The 18904-nt window shown below is 65.9% G+C and carries 20 protein-coding genes; 7 read left to right on the forward strand and 13 right to left on the reverse strand.

Annotated elements, in window-relative coordinates; all coding sequences use genetic code 11:
- Nucleotides 1-25: 25 nt before the first annotated feature.
- The 6 genes from minC to AC6H0W_RS10200 form a co-directional block, all read right to left on the reverse strand.
- On the reverse strand, nucleotides 26-802 hold the full coding sequence (gene minC / locus AC6H0W_RS10175) for a septum site-determining protein MinC (protein ID WP_497577041.1): 777 nt from the start codon (nucleotides 800-802) through the stop codon (nucleotides 26-28).
- Nucleotides 803-891: 89 nt separating this feature from the next.
- Nucleotides 892-1761, reverse strand: coding sequence for an Hsp33 family molecular chaperone HslO (gene hslO, locus AC6H0W_RS10180; protein ID WP_497577042.1), 870 nt, complete (start codon nucleotides 1759-1761; stop codon nucleotides 892-894).
- Nucleotides 1762-1763: 2 nt separating this feature from the next.
- The gene (locus AC6H0W_RS10185; RefSeq protein ID WP_497577043.1) at nucleotides 1764-2129 is read right to left on the reverse strand and encodes an ArsC family reductase; all 366 of its coding nucleotides are present in this window, start codon (nucleotides 2127-2129) and stop codon (nucleotides 1764-1766) included.
- Nucleotides 2130-2157: 28 nt separating this feature from the next.
- Nucleotides 2158-4515: a Tex family protein gene (locus AC6H0W_RS10190; protein WP_497577044.1), complete on the reverse strand. Its 2358-nt coding sequence runs from the start codon at nucleotides 4513-4515 to the stop codon at nucleotides 2158-2160.
- A gap of 121 nt (nucleotides 4516-4636) precedes the next feature.
- On the reverse strand, nucleotides 4637-5485 hold the full coding sequence (locus tag AC6H0W_RS10195) for a D-hexose-6-phosphate mutarotase (protein WP_497577045.1): 849 nt from the start codon (nucleotides 5483-5485) through the stop codon (nucleotides 4637-4639).
- Nucleotides 5486-5596: 111 nt separating this feature from the next.
- On the reverse strand, nucleotides 5597-8281 hold the full coding sequence (locus AC6H0W_RS10200) for a bifunctional acetate--CoA ligase family protein/GNAT family N-acetyltransferase (protein ID WP_497577046.1): 2685 nt from the start codon (nucleotides 8279-8281) through the stop codon (nucleotides 5597-5599).
- 179 nt (nucleotides 8282-8460) lie between these two features.
- On the opposite strand from AC6H0W_RS10200, the gene AC6H0W_RS10205 reads away from it, so the two are divergent.
- From AC6H0W_RS10205 to AC6H0W_RS10215, 3 genes are all read left to right on the forward strand, one after another.
- On the forward strand, nucleotides 8461-9918 hold the full coding sequence (locus AC6H0W_RS10205) for an NAD-dependent succinate-semialdehyde dehydrogenase (RefSeq protein ID WP_497577047.1): 1458 nt from the start codon (nucleotides 8461-8463) through the stop codon (nucleotides 9916-9918).
- A complete protein-coding gene (locus tag AC6H0W_RS10210) occupies nucleotides 9915-10472 on the forward strand; it encodes a class I SAM-dependent methyltransferase (protein ID WP_497577048.1) in 558 nt (185 codons plus the stop codon). The genes AC6H0W_RS10205 and AC6H0W_RS10210 overlap by 4 nt, the downstream gene beginning before the upstream one ends.
- A gap of 155 nt (nucleotides 10473-10627) precedes the next feature.
- A complete protein-coding gene (locus AC6H0W_RS10215) occupies nucleotides 10628-10969 on the forward strand; it encodes an HNH endonuclease signature motif containing protein (RefSeq protein ID WP_497577049.1) in 342 nt (113 codons plus the stop codon).
- A 62-nt stretch (nucleotides 10970-11031) separates the two neighbouring features.
- Here AC6H0W_RS10215 and mnmH read toward each other — a convergent pair whose 3' ends face one another.
- On the reverse strand, nucleotides 11032-12075 hold the full coding sequence (gene mnmH / locus AC6H0W_RS10220; protein WP_497577050.1) for a tRNA 2-selenouridine(34) synthase MnmH: 1044 nt from the start codon (nucleotides 12073-12075) through the stop codon (nucleotides 11032-11034).
- A gap of 86 nt (nucleotides 12076-12161) precedes the next feature.
- Nucleotides 12162-12767: an arylesterase gene (locus tag AC6H0W_RS10225; RefSeq protein WP_497577051.1), complete on the reverse strand. Its 606-nt coding sequence runs from the start codon at nucleotides 12765-12767 to the stop codon at nucleotides 12162-12164.
- On the opposite strand from AC6H0W_RS10225, the gene AC6H0W_RS10230 reads away from it, so the two are divergent.
- Together AC6H0W_RS10230 and copM are read left to right on the forward strand one after the other, a co-directional pair.
- Nucleotides 12751-13476: an ABC transporter ATP-binding protein gene (locus AC6H0W_RS10230; RefSeq protein ID WP_497577052.1), complete on the forward strand. Its 726-nt coding sequence runs from the start codon at nucleotides 12751-12753 to the stop codon at nucleotides 13474-13476. The genes AC6H0W_RS10225 and AC6H0W_RS10230 overlap by 17 nt on opposite strands.
- A gap of 17 nt (nucleotides 13477-13493) precedes the next feature.
- The gene (copM, locus tag AC6H0W_RS10235; RefSeq protein WP_497577053.1) at nucleotides 13494-13859 is read left to right on the forward strand and encodes a CopM family metallochaperone; all 366 of its coding nucleotides are present in this window, start codon (nucleotides 13494-13496) and stop codon (nucleotides 13857-13859) included.
- A gap of 106 nt (nucleotides 13860-13965) precedes the next feature.
- Here copM and AC6H0W_RS10240 read toward each other — a convergent pair whose 3' ends face one another.
- The 5 genes from AC6H0W_RS10240 to hpnC are packed head-to-tail and all read right to left on the reverse strand — an operon-like array spanning nucleotide 13966 to nucleotide 17780.
- Nucleotides 13966-14322, reverse strand: a complete 357-nt coding sequence (locus AC6H0W_RS10240) for a YybH family protein (RefSeq protein WP_497577054.1) — start codon at nucleotides 14320-14322, stop codon at nucleotides 13966-13968.
- A 20-nt stretch (nucleotides 14323-14342) separates the two neighbouring features.
- Complete coding sequence (locus tag AC6H0W_RS10245) at nucleotides 14343-14792, reverse strand: OsmC family protein (protein WP_497577055.1); 450 nt, start codon at nucleotides 14790-14792, stop codon at nucleotides 14343-14345.
- The gene (gene hpnE / locus AC6H0W_RS10250; protein WP_497577056.1) at nucleotides 14792-16135 is read right to left on the reverse strand and encodes a hydroxysqualene dehydroxylase HpnE; all 1344 of its coding nucleotides are present in this window, start codon (nucleotides 16133-16135) and stop codon (nucleotides 14792-14794) included. Before hpnE ends, AC6H0W_RS10245 begins: the two co-directional genes overlap by 1 nt.
- Nucleotides 16120-16953 carry a presqualene diphosphate synthase HpnD gene (gene hpnD / locus AC6H0W_RS10255; RefSeq protein ID WP_497577057.1) on the reverse strand — a complete coding sequence of 278 codons (834 nt, stop codon included), beginning with the start codon at nucleotides 16951-16953 and terminating at the stop codon, nucleotides 16120-16122. Before hpnD ends, hpnE begins: the two co-directional genes overlap by 16 nt.
- Nucleotides 16950-17780, reverse strand: coding sequence for a squalene synthase HpnC (gene hpnC, locus AC6H0W_RS10260; RefSeq protein WP_497577346.1), 831 nt, complete (start codon nucleotides 17778-17780; stop codon nucleotides 16950-16952). The genes hpnD and hpnC overlap by 4 nt, the downstream gene beginning before the upstream one ends.
- A 185-nt stretch (nucleotides 17781-17965) precedes the next feature.
- Between hpnC and AC6H0W_RS10265 the strand changes: the two genes are divergently transcribed.
- Together AC6H0W_RS10265 and AC6H0W_RS10270 are read left to right on the forward strand one after the other, a co-directional pair.
- Nucleotides 17966-18352, forward strand: a complete 387-nt coding sequence (locus AC6H0W_RS10265; protein WP_497577058.1) for a SirB2 family protein — start codon at nucleotides 17966-17968, stop codon at nucleotides 18350-18352.
- Nucleotides 18349-18900 carry a hemerythrin domain-containing protein gene (locus tag AC6H0W_RS10270; RefSeq protein ID WP_497577059.1) on the forward strand — a complete coding sequence of 184 codons (552 nt, stop codon included), beginning with the start codon at nucleotides 18349-18351 and terminating at the stop codon, nucleotides 18898-18900. Before AC6H0W_RS10265 ends, AC6H0W_RS10270 begins: the two co-directional genes overlap by 4 nt.
- Nucleotides 18901-18904: the final 4 nt, after the last annotated feature.

Genomic DNA, 18904 nt, shown 5'->3' on the forward strand with positions numbered 1-18904 from the left:
GATTCCTTTCTGAGGTCGGGCTGCATCAATCGAGTTGCAGCGGTTCGATAGTCAAAGTGTTTCCCTTGTCCCCGGAGAGTCGAACGAGCGCCGGTTTGCCTGCTATCGCGGCCGGCAGGCCTTGATCGAAGGTACGGTAGGTGCCCGCAATCGAGACGATCTCGGGGCCGAAATTGGTTGCCATGATACGCGCACGGTCGTTGCCTTGGGCGCCGGCAAGTGCCCGGCCACGTAAGGGTCCGTAACAGTGAATGCTGCCGTCCGCGATGACCTCTGCGCCATTGCTCATGCCGGCCAGCAAGACCAGGTCGGCACCGCGCGCATACACCTGCTGACCCGAGCGCACCGGGCGGTCGATGAACATCGTGTTGGCGGCAGCAGCCGGTTTGGCGGCCGGTGCCGGTGCCGGAGCGGGCTGAGGGCGCGGGGCCGGCTCCGGCCGGGCCGCCCGTTGCGGGGCCGCGGGCTGATTGTTCAAAGCACCGTCGAGCATGGCCAGGCCGACCTGGCGGGCGGCAGCGGCGTGTTCTTCGGGAAGATGGCACACGCCGATGGGCTGGAGCTGAAAGCGGCGGAACAGGCTCATCAGGCCCGACCAGTCGATGCGATCGGGCGCATTGGCGAGGTCGGAAAAGTCCAGGATGGCCGCTTCGCCGGAGAAGAAGTCGGGGCGGCCGCCGAGCATCTTGTGCAATTCGTCGGCGAGCAGATCCGGGCGCGTTTCACGCAACACCGCCACCGTCGCCCCGATCGATGCATTGCGGAATTCGATGGTGCGGCGAGGGGAGGATGTTTTGGTCATGGGAAGCGGGGCGCGTAAAAGCTTGCGAGTCTAATGAGCGGGGGGAAATCGGGCAAGCAGGCCCCGATTTCAGCGGAGTTTTGCGTGTTTCAGTGCAGCGTCGGCGGTTGTTCGTCGCCGTCGAACAAGGCCTCGACCGCTGCGGCGTCGTAGCGGTAGGTGTGATTCACCAGATCGTCATGCACCACGACTTCGCCGTGCTCTTCGAGAATGGCATCCAACTCGTCACGGCCCAGACCGCGCAGCATGTCATCCACCTTGGCCGGGTCACGCGGCCAGTCGTGCATGACCGGGCGCGGTTCGAACACGCGCACTTCCTCTTCGGCGAACAGGCGGCCCAGCAGTTCTTCGGCGTCGAGCTCGAGCAGCTCGTCGGGTTTGACGGTGGAGGCGAGATGATTCACGCGGTCCCAGCCATCGGCGTCGCGTTTGTCGGCGTCCGGCAGCTTCTGCAGGAACAATCCGGCTGCAACCCTGCCGTCGCACATCAGCCACAGCGTGGCGGGCTGTTGTTCGGATTGCGTCAGGTAGTGCTCGAACACCTCAGCGATGTCGGCGCCTTCCAGCGGCACGAGGCTGCGATACGGCTCGCTCAGGCCGGGCATGTCGAGTGAGAGCTGCATGCGGCCGTTGCCGATGAGCTCGCCCAAGTCCTGGCCTTGCGCGTCGTCGTCCACCTTGGCCATCGCACGCAGATTGAGCGTTTCCGGGCAATCCACCACCAGCAGGCGCAGCGCGGCATCGCCGTGGATCTGGAAGGTGAGGCGGCCGGGCTGCTTCAGATTGCCGGCGACGATCACCGACACGGCCGCCATCTCGCCGAGAATGCGCGCGACGGCCGGCGGGTAATCGCGTCCGTGTTGCAAGGCTTGCCAGACGTCGTCCAGACGGACCACGGCGCCACGGATGTCGAGCTTTTCCAGCAAAAAACGGCGCACCCAAGAGTCATTCGAGCGCATGTTCAGCCTCCGTTGCCGGACAGCGCCGCGTCGTAGCGCAGCGGGTCGAAGCCGATCAGCAACTCGCCGTCGCCGGTGTCGAGCACCGGGCGGCGAATCACGCTGGTGTGCTCGCTCATCAGTGCGATGGCGCCGGCTTCGTCGGCCACCGATTGCTGCTTGGGCGTGAGCTTGCGCCAAGTGGTGCCGCGCGTGTTCACCAGCGCCTGCCAGCCGTCAGTGCGGGCGCACCAGTCAGCCAGCGTGGCGGCATCGATGCCGACTTTCTTGTAATCGTGGAACTCATAGGCGATGCCGGCCTCGTCGAGCCAGGCAAAAGCCTTCTTCATGGTGTCGCAGTTCTTGATGCCGTAGATGCGGACCGTCATCGCATTTTCCTTGTGTTGGCCGCTGATTTTACTTGTTGCTGCGCAATGCGCGAGCCAGCGCATCGGCCATGGCGCCTTCGGGCTTGCGCTCGTTGCGGCGCGAGTCGTTGCCGCGACGTGCCTCCGGGCGCGCTTGCGCAGCAGATTTGCTCTGGGCGTCGTTTCTCTGCGGCCGGCGCTCTGTGCGCTCGCTGCGGTTGGCGGGCGCTGCCGGGGCGGGCGCTTCGGACAGCTTCATTGTCAGCGCGATGCGCTTGCGCTCGAGGTCGACTTCCAGCACTTTGACCTTCACCACGTCGCCGGCCTTGACCACGCTGTGCGGGTCGCGCACGAAACGCTCGGACAGCATCGAGACGTGCACCAGTCCGTCCTGATGCACGCCGACGTCCACGAAGGCGCCGAAGTTGGTGACGTTGGTGACCACGCCTTCGAGCAGCATGCCGGGCTCCAGGTCGGACACCTTCTCGATGCCGTCACGGAATTTGGCGGTGCGGAATTCGGGGCGCGGGTCGCGGCCGGGCTTTTCGAGTTCGGCGAGGATGTCGCGCACCGTCGGCTCGCCGAAACGCTCGTCGATGAATTCGGCGGGTTTGAGCTCGCGCAGGCGCTGTGTGTTGCCCATCACCTCGCGCACGCTCGCCTGCACGCGGGCAAGAATGCGTTCGACCACCGGATAGGCTTCCGGGTGCACGGCCGAGGCGTCGAGCGGGTCGTCGCCCTCGCGGATGCGCAGGAAGCCTGCTGCCTGTTCGAAGGTCTTGGGGCCGAGGCGCGGCACGTCGAGCAGTGCCTTGCGCGAACGGAACGGGCCGTTGGCGTTGCGGTGCGCCACAAGGTTTTCGGCGAGCGCCGGGTTGAGGCCCGAGATGCGCGCCAGCAAGGCCGCCGAGGCGGTGTTGAGATCGACGCCGACCGCGTTCACGCAGTCTTCCACCACCGCGTCGAGCATCTTGGCCAGGCGGCTCTGGTTCACGTCGTGCTGGTACTGGCCCACGCCGATGGATTTGGGGTCGATCTTGACCAGTTCCGCCAGCGGGTCTTGCAGACGGCGGGCAATCGACACCGCGCCGCGCAGCGACACGTCAAGGTCGGGGAATTCCCGTGCGGCCAGCTCGGAGGCTGAATACACCGATGCGCCGGCCTCGGACACCATGATGCGCGTGACGGCCAGCTCGGGCTGACGCTGCATCAGCTCGGCCACGAGTTGGTCGGTTTCGCGCGAGGCCGTGCCGTTGCCGATGGCGATCAGCTCCACACCGTGCGCCTTGATCAGCGCGGTGAGGGCCGCAATGGCCGGCTCGCGGTGGCGGCGCGGCTCGAAGGGATAGACCGTGTCGGTGGCCACCACCTTGCCGGTGGCGTCCACCACGGCCACTTTCACGCCGGTGCGGATGCCGGGGTCCAAGCCCATGGTGGGGCGGCTGCCGGCGGGCGCGGCGAGCAGCAGATCCTTCAGGTTGCGGGCGAAAACGCGAATGGCTTCCTCTTCGCTGCGTTCGCGCAGGGCGCTGACGAGCTCGAGCTCGAGGTGCAGCGACACTTTCACGCTCCACGCCCAGCGCACCGTGTCGGCCAGCCAGCGGTCGGCTGCGCGGCCCTGGTTGCGCACGTCGAAGCGTGCGGCGATGCGCCCCTCGCAGGGATGCGGCGCGCCTTCTTCGTGCGGCACGTCGAGCGACACGCGCAGCACGCCCTCGTTGCGGCCACGCAGCAGCGCCAGCGCGCGGTGAGAGGGCATCTTGTCGAGCGGCTCGCGGTGATCGAACCAGTCACGGAACTTGGCGCCTTCGTTCTCCTTGCCCTCGACCACGCGGGCCACCACATCGGCGTGGTCGTTGAGGAAGTCGCGCAGCTCGGTGAGCAGCGTGGCGTCTTCGCCGAAGCGCTCGACCAGAATCTGGCGCGCGCCGTCGAGCACGCTCTTGGCATCCTCGAAGCCGGCTTCCGGGTTGAGGTAGGCGGCGGCTTCGTCTTCCGGCACGCGCTGAGGCTCGTTCAGCAGCAGCTCGGCCAAAGGCTCGATGCCGGCTTCACGCGCAATCTGAGCCTTGGTGCGGCGCTTGGGCTTGTACGGCAGGTACAGGTCTTCGAGGCGTTGCTTCGTTTCGGCGGCTTCGATCTCGGCGCGCAGCGGCGCATCGAGCTTGCCTTGCTCTTCGATGGAAGCCAGCACGGTGGCGCGGCGGTCTTCCAGCTCGCGCAGATAGCCCAGACGCTCTTCGAGCTGGCGCAGCTGCGTGTCGTCTAGGCCTCCGGTGACTTCCTTACGGTAGCGCGCAATGAAGGGCACGGTCGCGCCTTCGTCGATGAGTTTCACCGTGGCAATGACCTGACGCGGCTCGACGCCGAGTTCGCTGGCGATGCGATGTTCGATGGAGGGAAGCATATAGGTGTGATCGGAAAATGTAGGTCGCGTTGAGCCGCAGGCAAAATGCGACGACAGCGGTTGTAACGGGCGTGGGTGTCGCAATTCGCTGCGCTCATCGCGACCTACGTGGTCAGGTGCGTTACAGCTTCACCAGCGTCTGACGGCCGAACCAGGATTCGTCGGCGTCCAGCATGATCTTGCTGCGCGCCGCGGCGGCTTCCACGCAGATGAAGTGGCGGAAGGCGTTGGCCGGCAGATCGGCGAACTGCTTGATGCTCTCTTCCCAAGGGTTCCACACCACCACATCGGGGAAACCTTCGCAATGGATGCCGATGGAGCGGTTTCCGTCGCGCAGCAGCAAGGCACGGTCGACGTCGTGATAGACGCGATTCACTTCGTTTTCGACGATGACCACGTCGCCGCTGTCGCGCTTGATGCGGTTGTCGTCGGTGGCGTCGCGGTATTCGAAGCCGTTCAGGCCCTCGAGGCGGATGTTCTCGACCTCGCGCACGGCAAGGTAAGTATGCAGCGCCGCCGTGAAGGCAAACGGCGAATGCCCTGTGTTGGTGACTTCGAACTCGATGTCCATGCGCTCGCCGCCGATGGCGACGGTTAGCTCGGCTTCGAACATGCCGGGCCACATGGCGCGGGTGGTTTCGTCGTCGGTGAGCTTCAGCGTGGCGATCGCGAAATCGTCACCGCCGCGCTGCTCGGCCAGCGTCCACATCGAATTGCGCGCGAAACCGTGCGCCTGCAGCTTGCCGAGCTTGGAGAACTGCGGAAAGCACACGGGCACGCCGCCACGAATGCTGGTCTTGCCGTCGTGCACGGCGGTTTCCGACAGATAGAGCTGGTCGAGTCCGTTGGCCGGGGCCCATGACAGCACCTGGCCGCCGAGCAGTGAGATGACGGCACGTGCGCCGTCGCCCGACAGCACGGTGATGACCGGCTGCCCTTTGAACTGGTTTTGCTGGATGCTGAACGGCATGGCTTCTCTTTGATTCACGTTTGAGCACGCAGGGCGCGCATGATACACGGCGGGCGCGATGCGCCGCGGGCTGGCCGCCGTGCGAGTGCGATCGGCTGTGGCATTCGCCGATTACGCGGTTGTGCGCAGGTCCAGGCTGCCTTGCTTGATAGCAGGGTCGTCCGGGTCGGTGTGCAAGGCAAAACCGAGCTTTTCGACGAAGTGCAGCATGCGTTCGTTGCTGGCGAGGAAAACTCCATCCATGCGCACGAAACCACGTTTGCGTGCGGTGTCGATCAGCAGCTCCATCAAGCGCCGCGCCACCCCGCGGTGTTGCCAGGCATCGGCCACCACCACCGCGAACTCACAGGATTCGCGATCCGGGTTGGCGGCGTAGCGACACACCCCGATCTGCGTTTCGCGGCCGTCCTCCTGCGTGGTGGCGACGAAGGCCATTTCGCGGTCGTAGTCGATCTGCGTGAGGCGGATGACCATCGCCGGCGACAGCTCGCGCACGGTGTTCATGAAGCGTTGGTAACGCGTTTCCGACGACAGCGCGCGCACGAATTCGGTGGTCAGCACGGCGTCTTCCGGGCGGATCGGCCGCAAGGTCACTTTCGTACCGCCGGGCAATACCCATTCCGTCAGCAGGTGCGAAGGGTAAGGGTGAATCGCCATGTGCTCGTAGCGGCCTTCCGAGGGGCCGGCCGGTGACAGCACCAGGCGTGCATCCAGGGCGACAGCGCCGTTTTCATCGACCAGCAACGGGTCGATGTCGAGTGCGCGGATCTGCGGCAGCTCGCACACCATTTCGGATACGCGCAGCAGCACGTCTTCGAGTGCCTCCTGATTGGCGCCCGGCCGCACGCTGGAGGCTTCCAGCAGCGGCGCCACGGGGGCCGATTGCATCAGGTCGCGCGCCAGGAAATCGTTGAGCGGGGGCAGCGCATGAGCGCGTGCGCCGCCGGCACGTCGCCCCCCGGCGCCCAGCCCGATGAGCGGGCCGAAGACGGCGTCGGTGGTGGAGCTGACAGCCAGTTCGCGGCCGTTGCTGCGCGTGACCATGGGTTCGATGGCGACGCCGAGAAGGCGCGCCGCCGGGCTGCTGCCACGCACCGCCTCCTTGATGCCGCGGTAGGCGTTGCGCACCGCGTCGAGGCTGGCCACGCCCAGGCGCACGCCGCCGGCGTCGGTCTTGGAGGGCAGGTCGGGCGAATCGATCTTCATCGCCACCGGCAGGCCGATGGCCTGGGCCAGTTCAACGGCCTCGTCTTCGGTGGTGGCGACGCGCGTCGGCGCGACGGGGATGCCGAAGGCCGCGAGACAGGCCTTGGACTCGGTTTCGGTCAGCACCGAGCGCGATTCGGCCAGCGCGGCAGCGATGATGCGCGAGGCGCTCGCGATGTCCGGTGCGTCAAGGTGCGACAGCGGGCCTGGAACCTGCATCAGCAGCTTCTGGTTGCGGTAGTACGCCGAGATGTGGCTGAACAGCTCGACGGCCGGCTCGGGCGTCGGGAAAGTAGGGATGCCGGCCTTGTGAAAGGCGTCGCGGCTGTCGCGCACGTGTTGATCGCCCACCCAGCATGTCACCAGCGGCTTGCTGGCATATTTGCCAAGTTCGGCCACGGCGCGAGCGATGTGCGTCGGACGGGTGGTGGCTTGCGGTGACAGCATCACCAGCACGCCATCCACGTGCGGGCCGTCGAGCACGGCCTGCAGCGCTTCGCGGTAGGTGTCGGCGTCGGCGATGCGGCCCAGGTCGATGGGGTTGCCGCCGTTCCAGCGTTCGCCGAGCAGTGCACTGAGTTTCTCACGCGTTGCAGGGGCGAAGTCGGCCAGCGGGATTTCCAGGTCGGCGGCGCGGTCAGCCGCCATGAAACCCAGCCCGCCGCCGTTGGTGATGATGGCCAGCCGGTTGCCGCGCGGCCGGAAGTCCGCGAACAGCCCGCCCGCGGCGGCGAACAACTGGTTGAGGTTGTACAGACGCACCACGCCGCAACGCCGGATGGCCGCGTCGAAGGCCGCGTCACTGCCCGGCAGCGTGCCGACCAGATCGTGAATCGCCGACGCCACCTGCGGATGGCGGCCGGCCTTGAGCAACAGCACCGGCTTCATGCGCGCCGCGGCGCGCAGCGCAGTCATGAAGCGACGCGGGTCACGGATGCGTTCAATGTAGAGAAAGATGCTCTCGGTGCGCGGGTCGGCAATCAGATAGTCGAGGGCGTCACCGAAATCGATGTCGAGGCTGGCGCCCACCGTGGCGACTGCCGAGAAGCCGATGCCGTTGGGTGTGGCCCAGTCGAGCACCGCCGTGACCAGCGCGCCCGACTGCGACAGCAGGCCGATGGAGCCATTGCGCGGCATGGTGTGCGCAATGCTGGCGTTCAGGCCGATCTCGGGGCGGATCACGCCCAGCGCGTTCGGCCCGAGCAGGCGGATGCCGTGACGACGTGCGGCCTCGCGCAGCGCGCGTGCGGCTTCCTTGCGTTGCTCGGGCGGATCGACGAAGCCCGCGGGCAGGACGGCGATGCGCACGCCGACAGCGGCGCAGTCGGCCAGCAAGGCGGGCACTTCTTCAATCGGCGTGCCGAGAATGGCAAGGTCGATGGGGCCTTTGGCCTGACTCAGCGAGCGCACGCAACTCACGCCGTGCACGCTGCTGGTGTCGCTGGAAACCACGGTGATCGGGCCGCGGAAACGGCTTTCACGCAAGTTGCGGACGGCGATGTGGGCGATCGAGTTCTCGTCGAAGCTCGGGCCGATCACCGCGATGGCGCGGGGTTGAAACAGGGGGGCGAGGTAATGGGTCTCGTTCATGCGTGGGCAGTGCGCGAGGCGCATGGTGCAATGCGGCGAACCATGATAGCCGACTCGTCCGCCCCGCGTCGCGCGGCTGCAGCATCCGGGTGTGTTTGCATTTGCAAGCGGGGCCTCCGTTCGGGAGGGAAGAGCCCCTAGAATGAAGCTTCGCATTGCTTCGATGAGATGGATCAACGATGACTAAAGCTAAACAGACCGCACTTTTCCGCGAACAGGCTTTTGTCGATGGCGCATGGGTCGATGCCGACAACGGCCAGCGCTTCGACGTGCAGGACCCGGCCACGCGTCTGCGCATCGGCAGCGTGCCGGATCTGGGGGCGGCGGAAACCGAGCGTGCCGTGGCCGCGGCCGATGCCGCGCTGCCGGCGTGGCGCGCCACGCTTGCCAAGGACCGCGCCGCGCTGCTGCGCGAGTGGTTCCGCCTGATCGTCGAAGCCACCGACGAACTCGCCGCCATCATGACTGCCGAGCAGGGCAAGCCGTTGTTCGAAGCGCGCGGCGAAATCGGCTATGCCGCCTCCTTCGTCGAGTGGTTCGCCGAAGAGGCGCGTCGTATCGACGGTGAAATCATCCCCACACCGGCCGCCGACCGCCGTCTGCTGGTGATCAAACAGCCGGTGGGCGTGTGCGCCGCTATCACGCCGTGGAATTTCCCGGCGGCCATGATTACCCGCAAGGTGGCACCAGCCTTGGCCGCGGGGTGCACGGTGGTGGTGAAGCCGGCCGAACAGACGCCGTTCTCGGCCCTTGCGCTGGCCGCGTTGGCGGAAAAGGCCGGCTTTCCCAAAGGCGTGTTCAACGTCGTCACGGGGGATTCAAAAGTCATCGGCGGGGTGCTCACGTCCAGCCCCACGGTGCGCAAGCTCTCCTTCACCGGCTCGACGGCGGTCGGCCGTCTGCTGATGGAACAGTGCGCGCCGACCCTCAAGCGCCTGTCGCTGGAGCTGGGTGGCAATGCGCCGTTCATCGTCTTCGACGACGCGGACATCGATCTGGCCGTGAAGGGCGCGATCTCTTCGAAATTCCGCAACACCGGCCAGACCTGCGTGTGCGCCAACCGCATGTACGTGCAGGCCGGCATCTACGACGAATTTGCGCGGCGCCTGGCCGAGGCCGTGCGCAAGCTCAAGGTGGGCGCCGGCACCGAAGAGGGCGTGCATATCGGCCCGCTGATCAATGATGCGGCCATCGAAAAGGTCGAGTCGCACGTCACCGATGCGCTGTCGCACGGCGCCAAGGCCGTGCTGGGCGGGCAACGCCACGAGCGTGGTGGCACCTTCTTCGAGCCCACCGTGCTCACCGAGGTGACGCCTGCCATGCGCGTGGCGCGTGAGGAGACCTTCGGCCCGGTGGCGCCGTTGTTCCGCTTCGAGTCGGAAGACGAGGTAGTGCGCATGGCCAACGACACCGAATACGGCCTTGCGGCGTACTTCTTCACGCGGGATGTCGGCCGCGTGTTCCGCGTGTCCGAAGCGCTCGAATTCGGCATGGTGTCGGTCAATACCGGTGTGTTTTCCAGCGAGGTCTTTCCGTTCGGCGGCATCAAGCAGTCCGGCGTCGGCCGCGAGGGAGCACACGCCGGGATCGACGAGTATCTCGAACTCAAGTCGCTGTGCATCGGAGGTGTGGCATGAGCGCCGGCGGTCACGCCGCGCAAGCGGCCCCGTCGGCTTGGGTGGCGCGTTTTATCCCGCTGGTGCCGCGAGGCGCCTCGGTGCTGGACGTGGCGTGCGGAGGCGGGCGGCATGCGCGCCTCTTCGCGGCGCAAGGCTGTGAGGTGGAAGCCGTGGATCGCGATGCCGCGGCCTTGGAGCTACTGCAGGGCGTGAAGGGCATTAATCCTGTTACGGCCGATCTGGAGCAGGATGCCTGGCCGTATGTGGGCCGCGGCTTTGATGCGGTGGTGGTCACCAATTACCTGTACCGCCCGCATTTCAACGCGCTGCTGGCCAGCGTGAGGTCGGGCGGCATCCTGATCTACGAAACCTTCATGGTCGGCAATGAGCGCTTTGGCAAGCCGTCGAACCCCGACTTCCTGCTGAGCGCCAACGAATTGCTCCAACGGCTGGAGGGAGGATTCGATGTTGTCGCATTCGAGCAAGGGGAAGTCAGCCAACCGAAACCGGCGGTGCTGCAACGCATCTGCGCGCAACGCCACGGTGGAAGCACGCCCGTAAGCTTGCTTTGAAGGTTGCCGGGGCCTCGCTATCCACTGTGAGAGCAGCCCCGGCGGCGGGGGCAACCCCCGAAGCGCAAGCGGCGAAATTTGTTATACACTTCGGCCGCTTGCGCTTTTTTTTACCCAAAAACATCACACTTTGATATTTATTTCGAGGAGCTGACATGCATCGTCGCGCGCACGGAACGACCATTCTCAACAAGGCCTTTGACCCGGCGACGGTCGATGCGGTGTGGGCGCTGGCCGCCATCGTTCCCGGTTCGGACCCCGCCAAGCGCCGCAAGGATGTGTATGGGGCGTGGATTGAGCGGGACCAGTACGGCGTGTGTGTTGAGGGCGGCACGGGCTGGGAGATTGATCACGTTCGCGCAGTGCTCAACGGTGGCAGCGACAACCTGAACAACCTGCAGCCGCTGCAATGGCAGAACAACCGTGCCAAAGGCAACCTGTCACCGCGCCAATGGGCGCCGGTTGTCAGCACCCTTGAAGAGGCTCTGGCCGCCTGATCTGGCGCTGCCGCGGTGGGAAGAGGCTCGCGTGGCAGGTGGCCGTGCGGGCCTCCTGCCGTTTATAGGCGGGCGATCTGTCGAGCTACAGCCACGATGCCGGCCGGGCTGAGGTCGTCGGCTTCGATCTGGCGTGCGCCAGGGAACTGCGCGTAATTGTGATTCTGTGAGCGGCGGTAGAGCGGGTCGTAATGCTTGTCGATGAACTCGGCAAACAATTCGGGCAAAGCGTGCGCTGCTGCCAGCTCTTTCCAGTGATCGAGCGTCGCATTGCTCTGCAGGCCGCGCAGGCAGTCGATACGGTTTTGCAGGCGGGTGACGTCGTCGCCCAGATAGGCGTAGTCACGCACCAGAAAATCCAGCCGGGCCTCACGTGAAGCTTCGATGTTGATGCAGGGTGCTGCACGCATCGCGAAAATCAAGGTTTCGGGCACATGCAGACGCCCGATCTTGCGGCTCTCGGCCTCGACATACACAGGCCGTTTCGGGTCGAGCGCTGACAGCTCCTGGAATATCCGGGTCTCGAAGAGTTTTTGCGGAGGTTGCTCGCGGTCGGGCAGGGCACCCAGCACCGAACCCTTGTGGGCGGCCAGATCTTCCAGGTCGACAACCTGTTCGCCCAGTGCCGCCAGCGCTTCGAGCACGCGGGTCTTGCCGCTGCCGGTGGGGCCGCTGACGATGCGGATGTCGAGCTTCTTCGGCAAATCGGCCATCTCGGCGATGACGTGGCGGCGCCAGTTCTTGTACCCGCCTTCAAGCTGGCAGGCGTCCCAGCCAACCATGCGCAGCCAGGTCACGAAGGCGCCGCTGCGTTGCCCGCCGCGCCAGCAGTACACCAGCGGGCGCCAGTTCTTGGGCTTGTCGGCAAACGCCTCACGCAGATGGCGGGCGATATTCTCGGCCACCATGGCACCGCCGATGCGGCGGGCTTCAAACGCGGATTGCTGCTTGTAGATGGTGCCGACGATGGCGCGTTGCTCGTTGTCCAGCACCGGGCATGACACCGCATCGGGGATGCGGTCGTCGTCGAATTCGGCCGGGCTGCGCGCGTCGATGATGGCGTCGAAGCGGCCGATGTCGGCGATGGTGGCGGTGCCTTTTTTCATGTGGATGACGCGAGGGGCATGGGAGCCGGATTGTCGCACGCCAAGCTGCGCCGCCGCGACGCGCGCAGCCTGACGGGCAGGCCGCCTTACTTGAGCATGGGTTCGAGTTTCGCCCACACCGTATCGAGGATGCGGTGCTGAGCTTCGGCGGTGGGGTGAATGCCGTCAGCCAGGAACATCTCGGGCTGGTCGGCGAAGCCGTCGAGCAGGAAGGGCAGCAGTACGGCGTCGGTGCGTTCGGCCACATCGTTGAAGGTCTGTGCGAAGCGCCGCGTGTAGGCCGGGCCGTAGTTCGGCGGCATTTCCATACCGATCAACAGTACCTCGGCGCCGGCCTGTTGCGCCGCTGTTATCATCGCTTCGATGTTTTCGCCCATGAGTTGCGGGCGCAGGCCACGCAAGCCGTCATTGGCACCCAGCTCGAGAATGAACAGATCCGGCGAATGGCGCTTGAGCGCCTCGGGCAGGCGCGAACGCCCGCCGGCCGTGGTTTCGCCGCTCACGCTGCCATTGACGACCTTGTGCGGGAACCCTTTCTCCGCAAGCCGCGTCTGCAACAGCACCGGCCACGCTTCGCGCTGTGCAAGCTGGTAGCCGGCCGACAGGCTGTCCCCCCACACTAGGATGGTGGCGGCCTGGGTGGCCCCCGATACGATGACGAACAGGAATGTCGCGATGGATCGAAGCAGCATCGAAATGAATTCTCCGGTGGTTGAAGTGCGCGGGCTGGCCAAGCATGTTCCCGTATCGGGTGACGACGGCGTGCTGCGTATTCTCGACGATATCGCCTTTTCGGTCGGCAGCGGCGAGTCGGTGGCCATCGTCGGCGCGTCCGGGTCGGGCAAGTCCACGTTGCTGGGATTGCTTGCCGGGCTGGATGTTCCGAGCAGTGGCGCGATTGTGCTGGCCGGCACGTCGATGTTCGAGCTGGACGAAGATGCACGGGCGGCCTTGCGCGCGCAGAACATCGGCTTCGTGTTCCAGTCGTTTCAGTTGCTGCCGGCGCTGACCGCGCTGGAGAACGTCATGTTGCCGCTGGAACTCGCCGGCGCGGCCGATCCGCGCGCGGTGGCCACGCAATGGCTGGAGCGTGTCGGCCTGAGTGCGCGGCGCAATCATTACCCCAAGCACCTCTCGGGTGGCGAGCAGCAGCGCGTGGCACTCGCGCGCGCCTTCGCACCGGAGCCCAAACTGCTGCTGGCCGACGAGCCTACCGGCAACCTCGACATGGCCACCGGCGCTTCGATCATCGAGCTCATGTTCGCGCTCAACCGTGAATCGGGCACCACCCTGGTGCTGGTCACGCACGACGAGGCGCTGGCAGCGCGCTGCTCGCGTGTGCTGCGCATGAATGCTGGACAGCTGACGGAAGAACGTGTCGCGCACGCGGCATCCTGTTGATCAACGGAGTCTCACCCATGAACAAGCTTGTTTTGAGTTTTGCCGCTGCTGCGTTGTTTTCACTGTCCGCTCACGCCCAGCATGCCGGCCACCACGGGCAGCATGACAGTGCGTCGGCCGCAGCCGAGTCGCCTTCGACCGCGGCCTATCGTGCGGCCAGTGACCGCATGCATGCCGACATGAACATCAAGTACACCGGCGATGCCGACGTGGATTTCATGAAAGGCATGATTCCGCACCATGAGGCGGCGGTGGAGATGGCGCGCATCGCATTGAAGTACGGCAAGGATGCCGAGGTGCGCGCCCTGGCGCAGGAGGTGATCAAGGCGCAGGAGGCCGAGATCGACATGATGCGCAAATGGTTGGCCGAGCGCGGCCACTGAGCAAGTTACACAGCGGGTTGAGGCGCATGCCCGGCCCGCAAGTCATGTGCTGACGAAGCTCGCGGCGCCCCTGTTCGGGGGCGTCACGAGCCTGTCGATAGGCCGCTCAGTCTTCCGATGTGAGCGGCTCGATTTTGAGTTGGTCGAGCTTCCACAGCCAGGTACCGTCGGCTTGACGGTGGGCGATTTCAGTCGAGATATTGCCGTTGGTTTGACGAGAGGTCGTCATGGCCATGTCGCCATGCACGATGGGCTTCAACTGGCTGACCGGCGGGAATTCACGCTTCTTCGACAACATGCGCGTGTAGAAGGCGCGGATTTCCTCGTGGCCGCTGGCAACCGGCTCGCCCACGGCCAGCACGGCGTCGGCTTCATACAGTGCGACCAGACCTTCCACGTCGCCCGCGTTGGCGCGTTCGATGAAGAGGCGAGCGAGGTCTTCGGGGTTGTGGGCTTTTTCCATGTGTATTCCTCCTGAGTGGGTCAGCGCAGCGTGCGTCCGGTGCCGTCGCTGACCGTGACGTTTACTGGGACGCCGGCCTGCACGCTCTCGGATATGGTGCAGAACTGCTCGAATTGCGCCAGCGCCCGCTCTACGTGTTGCAGCGTGGCGGTGTCGGCGCCGAGTTGCAGATGCACGTCGATGCTCCCGATGCGGAGCCGTCCGGCATCGTTGCGCACGACATCACACTCGGCGCTGGCACGGATGCCGCCGCTGTCCTGACGGTACTTGTTGAGCGCGAAGAACAGGCTGGCCGACAGGCAGTAGGCCACGCTGGCCGCAAGCAGTTGCTCGGGTGCGGGGCCTTCGCCGTCACCAATCGGTGCTGGCTCATCGACTGTCAGAGACGGGAAGGCCGCGCCGAAATCCACCTCGAAACGATAGCTGCCGGTCTGCGTGATCTCGACGCGGGGCTTGTTGGGTGTATCCATCAGGTGCTCGCTTGCCGCAGTACTGCGTTTGCTGCCGCGCAGCCCGAGCGCACAGCCGATTCCAGCGTAGCCGGGTACGGCGAATCCAGATAGTCCCCTGCAAGCCACAGGCCGCGCACCGGTGTCTGCATGCCCGGACGCTGCAGCCCCGGCGTGCACGCGAAGGTCGCGCGCTTTTCGGTAATCGTCATGGTCCACACTGGCGCCGGGACGCGGCGCACGAGCTGCTGTTCGAGCTGACGCAGGATCGCCAGCTCCAGCTCTTCGCGCGTCATCTCGCCGTGCGGCCCGCTGGCGCTGATCACGCAGGCAACAAGCCCCGGCTCGCCGCCCAGCATGCCGCGATCAAACGCCCACTGCGCGGGGCCGTGGGACAAACCGATCATCACTTCGGGCAGGCGGAAGCCTTCGCCGAGCGCGAGATACACGGTGGTGATGGGCTCGTGGCGCAAGGCGTCGATCTGTGTGGCGAGCGCTTCGCACGCGCCCGTTGAGCGCAGCAAGCTGCCCGCGTGGTAAGGCGCGGTGGCGAGCACCACCTGGTCGTAGCGGTTGCGCGGCGAGGGGTCGCCGACCAGCATGAAGCCTTCCTCACCGCGAAGGATGCCGGTGATGGTGATGCCGGTTTCGAGCCGGCCGCGTCGCGTCGCGAGGTAGCGGGCGGCTTGCACCGGAAACAGCTCGGTGAGGTCGATGCGCGGGATGAGCAATTCGCTGGCCGACGCACTCGCCGCCAAGCTGTCTTGCAGCACGCGCGCAAACACCTGTGCCGACGCCTGATCCGCGTGGGTGTTGAGCGCGGCGACGCACAGTGGCACCCACATCAGATCGATGAGGCGCTGCGTCTGCGCCGTGTCGCGCAGCAAGTCAGCAACCGTGATGTCGGTTTCGAAGCGGAAGTTGCGGCGCTTGAGGTGCTGCATCATCCGCAGCATGGCGCGCCGGTCGGCCCAGCTCAGCCCTTGCGCGCGCAGCAGGCCGACGGCGAGGTGCAAGGGCGCCGGCAGCCTTGCCGCCTGCAGCCGCATCTCGCCCGGTGTGGCCAGCGTGAGCGGCATGCGCAGCATGGATTTCGGCGACTGACCGGTGATGCGCATCAGCCGCGCCAGTTCCACGTACGCGCCGATCAGGATGTGCTGGCCGTTGTCGACCCGGTAACCGTCCTTGCTCACCACACGGGCACGCCCGCCCAGCGTCTGCGAGCGCTCGAACAGCGTCACCTGAGCGCCCGCGCGGGTGAGCTCGACGGCGCAGGCCACGCCGGCGTAACCACCGCCGATGATGGCGATCTTGCGCGGGGCCCCGGCCTTGCGCTGCATCGGGGTGTTCAATTCTTCCACCATGCGGCCAGCGCCAGCTTGAGCTTGAGCATCGTTGGCAGGCGCGGCGGCGTGCCGAGCACGTCATAGCCGCCGGCGATGATTTCATCGAGCAGGCGATGGTAGATCGCCGCCATGATCAGGCCGGGGCGCTGGCTGCGGCGATCCGCCTCGGGCAGTTCGCCCAGCGCACGTTCGTAGAAGGCCTGCGCGCGCTGCGCCTGGAAGGCCAGCAACTCGCTCATCTGCGGGGTGCGCCGCGCGTGCAGGATGTCGTCCTCCGGCACGCCGAAGCGCGCCAGTTCGTCTTGCGGCAGGTAGATGCGGTTGCGCCGCGCGTCGTCGCCGACATCGCGCAGGATGTTGGTGAGCTGAAACGCCAGCCCAAGGTCGTGCGCGTAGCGCAGGGTGTGGCGGTCGGTGTAGCCGAAGATCTCGGCCGACAGCAGGCCGACGACGCTTGCTACGCGGTAGCAGTAGAGCTGCAACTGGCTGAAATCGGCGTAGCGGTTTTGCTCGAGGTCCATCTCCATGCCGTCGATGATCTCCAGCAACTGCTCCTCGGGCAGACGGAATTCACCGACCACATCGGCCAGCGCCTGACCCACGGGGTGCTGCGGCGCGCCGGCGTACACGCGGCCGATTTCGGCTCGCCACTCATCGAGTTGAAGGCGGGCGAGGGCGGTGTCCGAGGTTTCATCCACCACGTCGTCTACCTCACGGCAGAAGGCGTACAGCGCCATGATGGCGCGTCGGCGCGGCGCCGGCAGGCACAGGAAGCCGTAATAGAAGCTCGAGCCGCTGGCTGCGGTGCGTTGGCGGCAGTAGTCGTGCGGGTTCATGTGGCGGCCTGCGTCAAAGCGCGCCACGCAAGCAGCGGCGTGTCGAGCTTGCTGATGGTCGGGCGGGCGCGGAATACGTCGTACTGCACGGCCTCGATGCGTTCGAGAATGCGCAGGCCGCCGGCGACGATGAGGCGCAGCTCCCAACCGATGCGGCCTGACAGGCTGCGTGCCAGCGGCGCGCCGCGCAGCATCATGTCGCGCGCACGCTGCACCTGAAACGCCATGAGGCGGCGCCATGCGTCGCTGTCCGTGCCGTTCGCAAGCTGGTCTTCGGTGACCCCGAAGCGTGCGAGTTCATCTTGCGGCAGGTAGATGCGCGGTTTGCTGATGTCGATGGCGACGTCCTGCCAGAAGTTGATGAGTTGCAATGCGCTGCAGATGTTGTCCGAGCGGTTGAGCGACACCGCATCACACACTCCGTACAAGTGGAGCAGCAGGCGTCCCACCGGGTTGGCTGAGCGACGGCAATAGTCGAGCAGCTCGTCATAGGTGGCGTAGCGCGTCTTGACGACGTCCTGCGCGAAGGCGCTGATCAGATCGCGAAAGGGCTGCAGCGGCAGGTCGAAGGCGCGCACATTGCGCTCGAGGCGTTCGAACATCGGGCGCAACTCATCGTCGTTGGCCGGCAGGCGGAATTCGATGGCGTCAATGCCGGCGTGATACGCCGCAAGCTGGGCCAGCCGTGTGTCGCTGTCGGCATCGCCCTCGTCGGCCACGTCGTCGGCGCCGCGCGCGAAGGCATAGATGGCTTCCACCGGCTCGCGCAGGCGCTTTGGCAGCAGCAGGGAAGCGACAGGAAAGTTCTCGTAGTGATCGACCGGCATGGCGCGGCGAGTATACGCGAAGCACACCGGCCCCGGCCCCGTTGCGGGCTGGCGCACAGTGCCGGTGTGGGTTTCATGCCGCAATGCTTTTGCCCGGCGGCCTGTGTTAGCGTGCATGCGGTTGTGCTGACAGGGCGGGCATCCCTCTGGCTTGCGGCACACGACACACATCAAGGAGATCGCTCGTGTACTTCGGAATCAAGCATCTGCACATGCTGCTGGCAGTCATCAGCATTCTCGGCTTCATCGTGCGGGGTATCTGGATGATGAGCGGCAGCACGCTGCTGGGTAATCGTCTGGTTCGCGTGCTGCCGCACGTGATCGACACCTTGCTGCTGCTCTCCGCCCTAGCCCTGGCCGCCATGGCGACGCAGTACCCGTTCTTCACCGCCGGCTGGGCGATGGCCAAGGTGCTCGGGCTGGTGCTGTACATCGGGCTCGGCGTGATCGCACTGCGTCGCGGCCGCACCAAGCCGATCCGCATCGCGGCATTCATCGGTGCGGTGGCGGTGTTCGCCTGGATCGCCTCGGTGGCCTTCAGCAAGAGCCCGACGGGCTTTCTGCCGCTGTGAGTTCGGGCAATTCACTGCTGCCGCCGGGGGCGCCCAGCCTGGACGAGCCGCTGGAGATGCTGGCGGCCTGTCATGAGCGCATCCGCGCTCAGCTGGGCACCCTGGCGCGTCTGGCGCAGTGGTTGCCGCAACACGGTGCCGACGAGCAGGCCACGCGTGCGGCACGTTCGGTGATGCGCTACTTCGATCTGGCGGCGGTCAATCATCATGACGACGAAGAGCGTGACCTCTTGCCGGCCATGCTGGACGGGGCCGATGCTGCCGAGCGCCCGTGCCTGGAAGCCCTCGCCGAGCGGGTGGTGGCCGAGCACGACGAACTCAGAATGAGGTGGCAGGTGCTGCGTGAGGTGCTCGCGGAAGTGGGCGAGGGCCGAAAGGCCGTACTGGACGAAGCCAAGGTGCTGCAGTTTGCGGCGCTGTATGAAACCCATATCCGTCTGGAAGAGGACGAGCTTCTGCCGTGGGCGGAGCGCTTGCTGGGTGAGGACGCGGTAACCCGCATCAGCCTGAGCATGACCGACCGGCGCCGCGCACCTCCGCAAGGCTGATCCT

It is taken from the genome of Pseudazoarcus sp. NS20 (assembly GCF_059703745.1).

Bases quoted from the DNA above. Each gene is read 5' to 3' on its own strand.
- AC6H0W_RS10200 (WP_497577046.1), bottom strand. From the start codon at position 8,281: ATGAACGAGACCCATTACCTCGCCCCCCTGTTTCAACCCCGCGCCATC.
- AC6H0W_RS10185 (WP_497577043.1), bottom strand. From the start codon at position 2,129: ATGACGGTCCGCATCTACGGCATCAAGAACTGCGACACCATGAAGAAG.
- hslO (WP_497577042.1), bottom strand. From the start codon at position 1,761: ATGCGCTCGAATGACTCTTGGGTGCGCCGTTTTTTGCTGGAAAAGCTC.
- AC6H0W_RS10230 (WP_497577052.1), top strand. From the start codon at position 12,751: ATGGATCGAAGCAGCATCGAAATGAATTCTCCGGTGGTTGAAGTGCGC.
- AC6H0W_RS10245 (WP_497577055.1), bottom strand. From the start codon at position 14,792: ATGGATACACCCAACAAGCCCCGCGTCGAGATCACGCAGACCGGCAGC.
- copM (WP_497577053.1), top strand. From the start codon at position 13,494: ATGAACAAGCTTGTTTTGAGTTTTGCCGCTGCTGCGTTGTTTTCACTG.
- AC6H0W_RS10215 (WP_497577049.1), top strand. From the start codon at position 10,628: ATGCATCGTCGCGCGCACGGAACGACCATTCTCAACAAGGCCTTTGAC.
- AC6H0W_RS10225 (WP_497577051.1), bottom strand. From the start codon at position 12,767: ATGCTGCTTCGATCCATCGCGACATTCCTGTTCGTCATCGTATCGGGG.
- AC6H0W_RS10205 (WP_497577047.1), top strand. From the start codon at position 8,461: ATGACTAAAGCTAAACAGACCGCACTTTTCCGCGAACAGGCTTTTGTC.
- mnmH (WP_497577050.1), bottom strand. From the start codon at position 12,075: ATGAAAAAAGGCACCGCCACCATCGCCGACATCGGCCGCTTCGACGCC.
- AC6H0W_RS10240 (WP_497577054.1), bottom strand. From the start codon at position 14,322: ATGGAAAAAGCCCACAACCCCGAAGACCTCGCTCGCCTCTTCATCGAA.
- AC6H0W_RS10190 (WP_497577044.1), bottom strand. From the start codon at position 4,515: ATGCTTCCCTCCATCGAACATCGCATCGCCAGCGAACTCGGCGTCGAG.
- hpnC (WP_497577346.1), bottom strand. From the start codon at position 17,780: ATGCCGGTCGATCACTACGAGAACTTTCCTGTCGCTTCCCTGCTGCTG.
- AC6H0W_RS10195 (WP_497577045.1), bottom strand. From the start codon at position 5,485: ATGCCGTTCAGCATCCAGCAAAACCAGTTCAAAGGGCAGCCGGTCATC.
- minC (WP_497577041.1), bottom strand. From the start codon at position 802: ATGACCAAAACATCCTCCCCTCGCCGCACCATCGAATTCCGCAATGCA.
- hpnD (WP_497577057.1), bottom strand. From the start codon at position 16,953: ATGAACCCGCACGACTACTGCCGCCAACGCACCGCAGCCAGCGGCTCG.
- AC6H0W_RS10210 (WP_497577048.1), top strand. From the start codon at position 9,915: ATGAGCGCCGGCGGTCACGCCGCGCAAGCGGCCCCGTCGGCTTGGGTG.
- hpnE (WP_497577056.1), bottom strand. From the start codon at position 16,135: ATGGTGGAAGAATTGAACACCCCGATGCAGCGCAAGGCCGGGGCCCCG.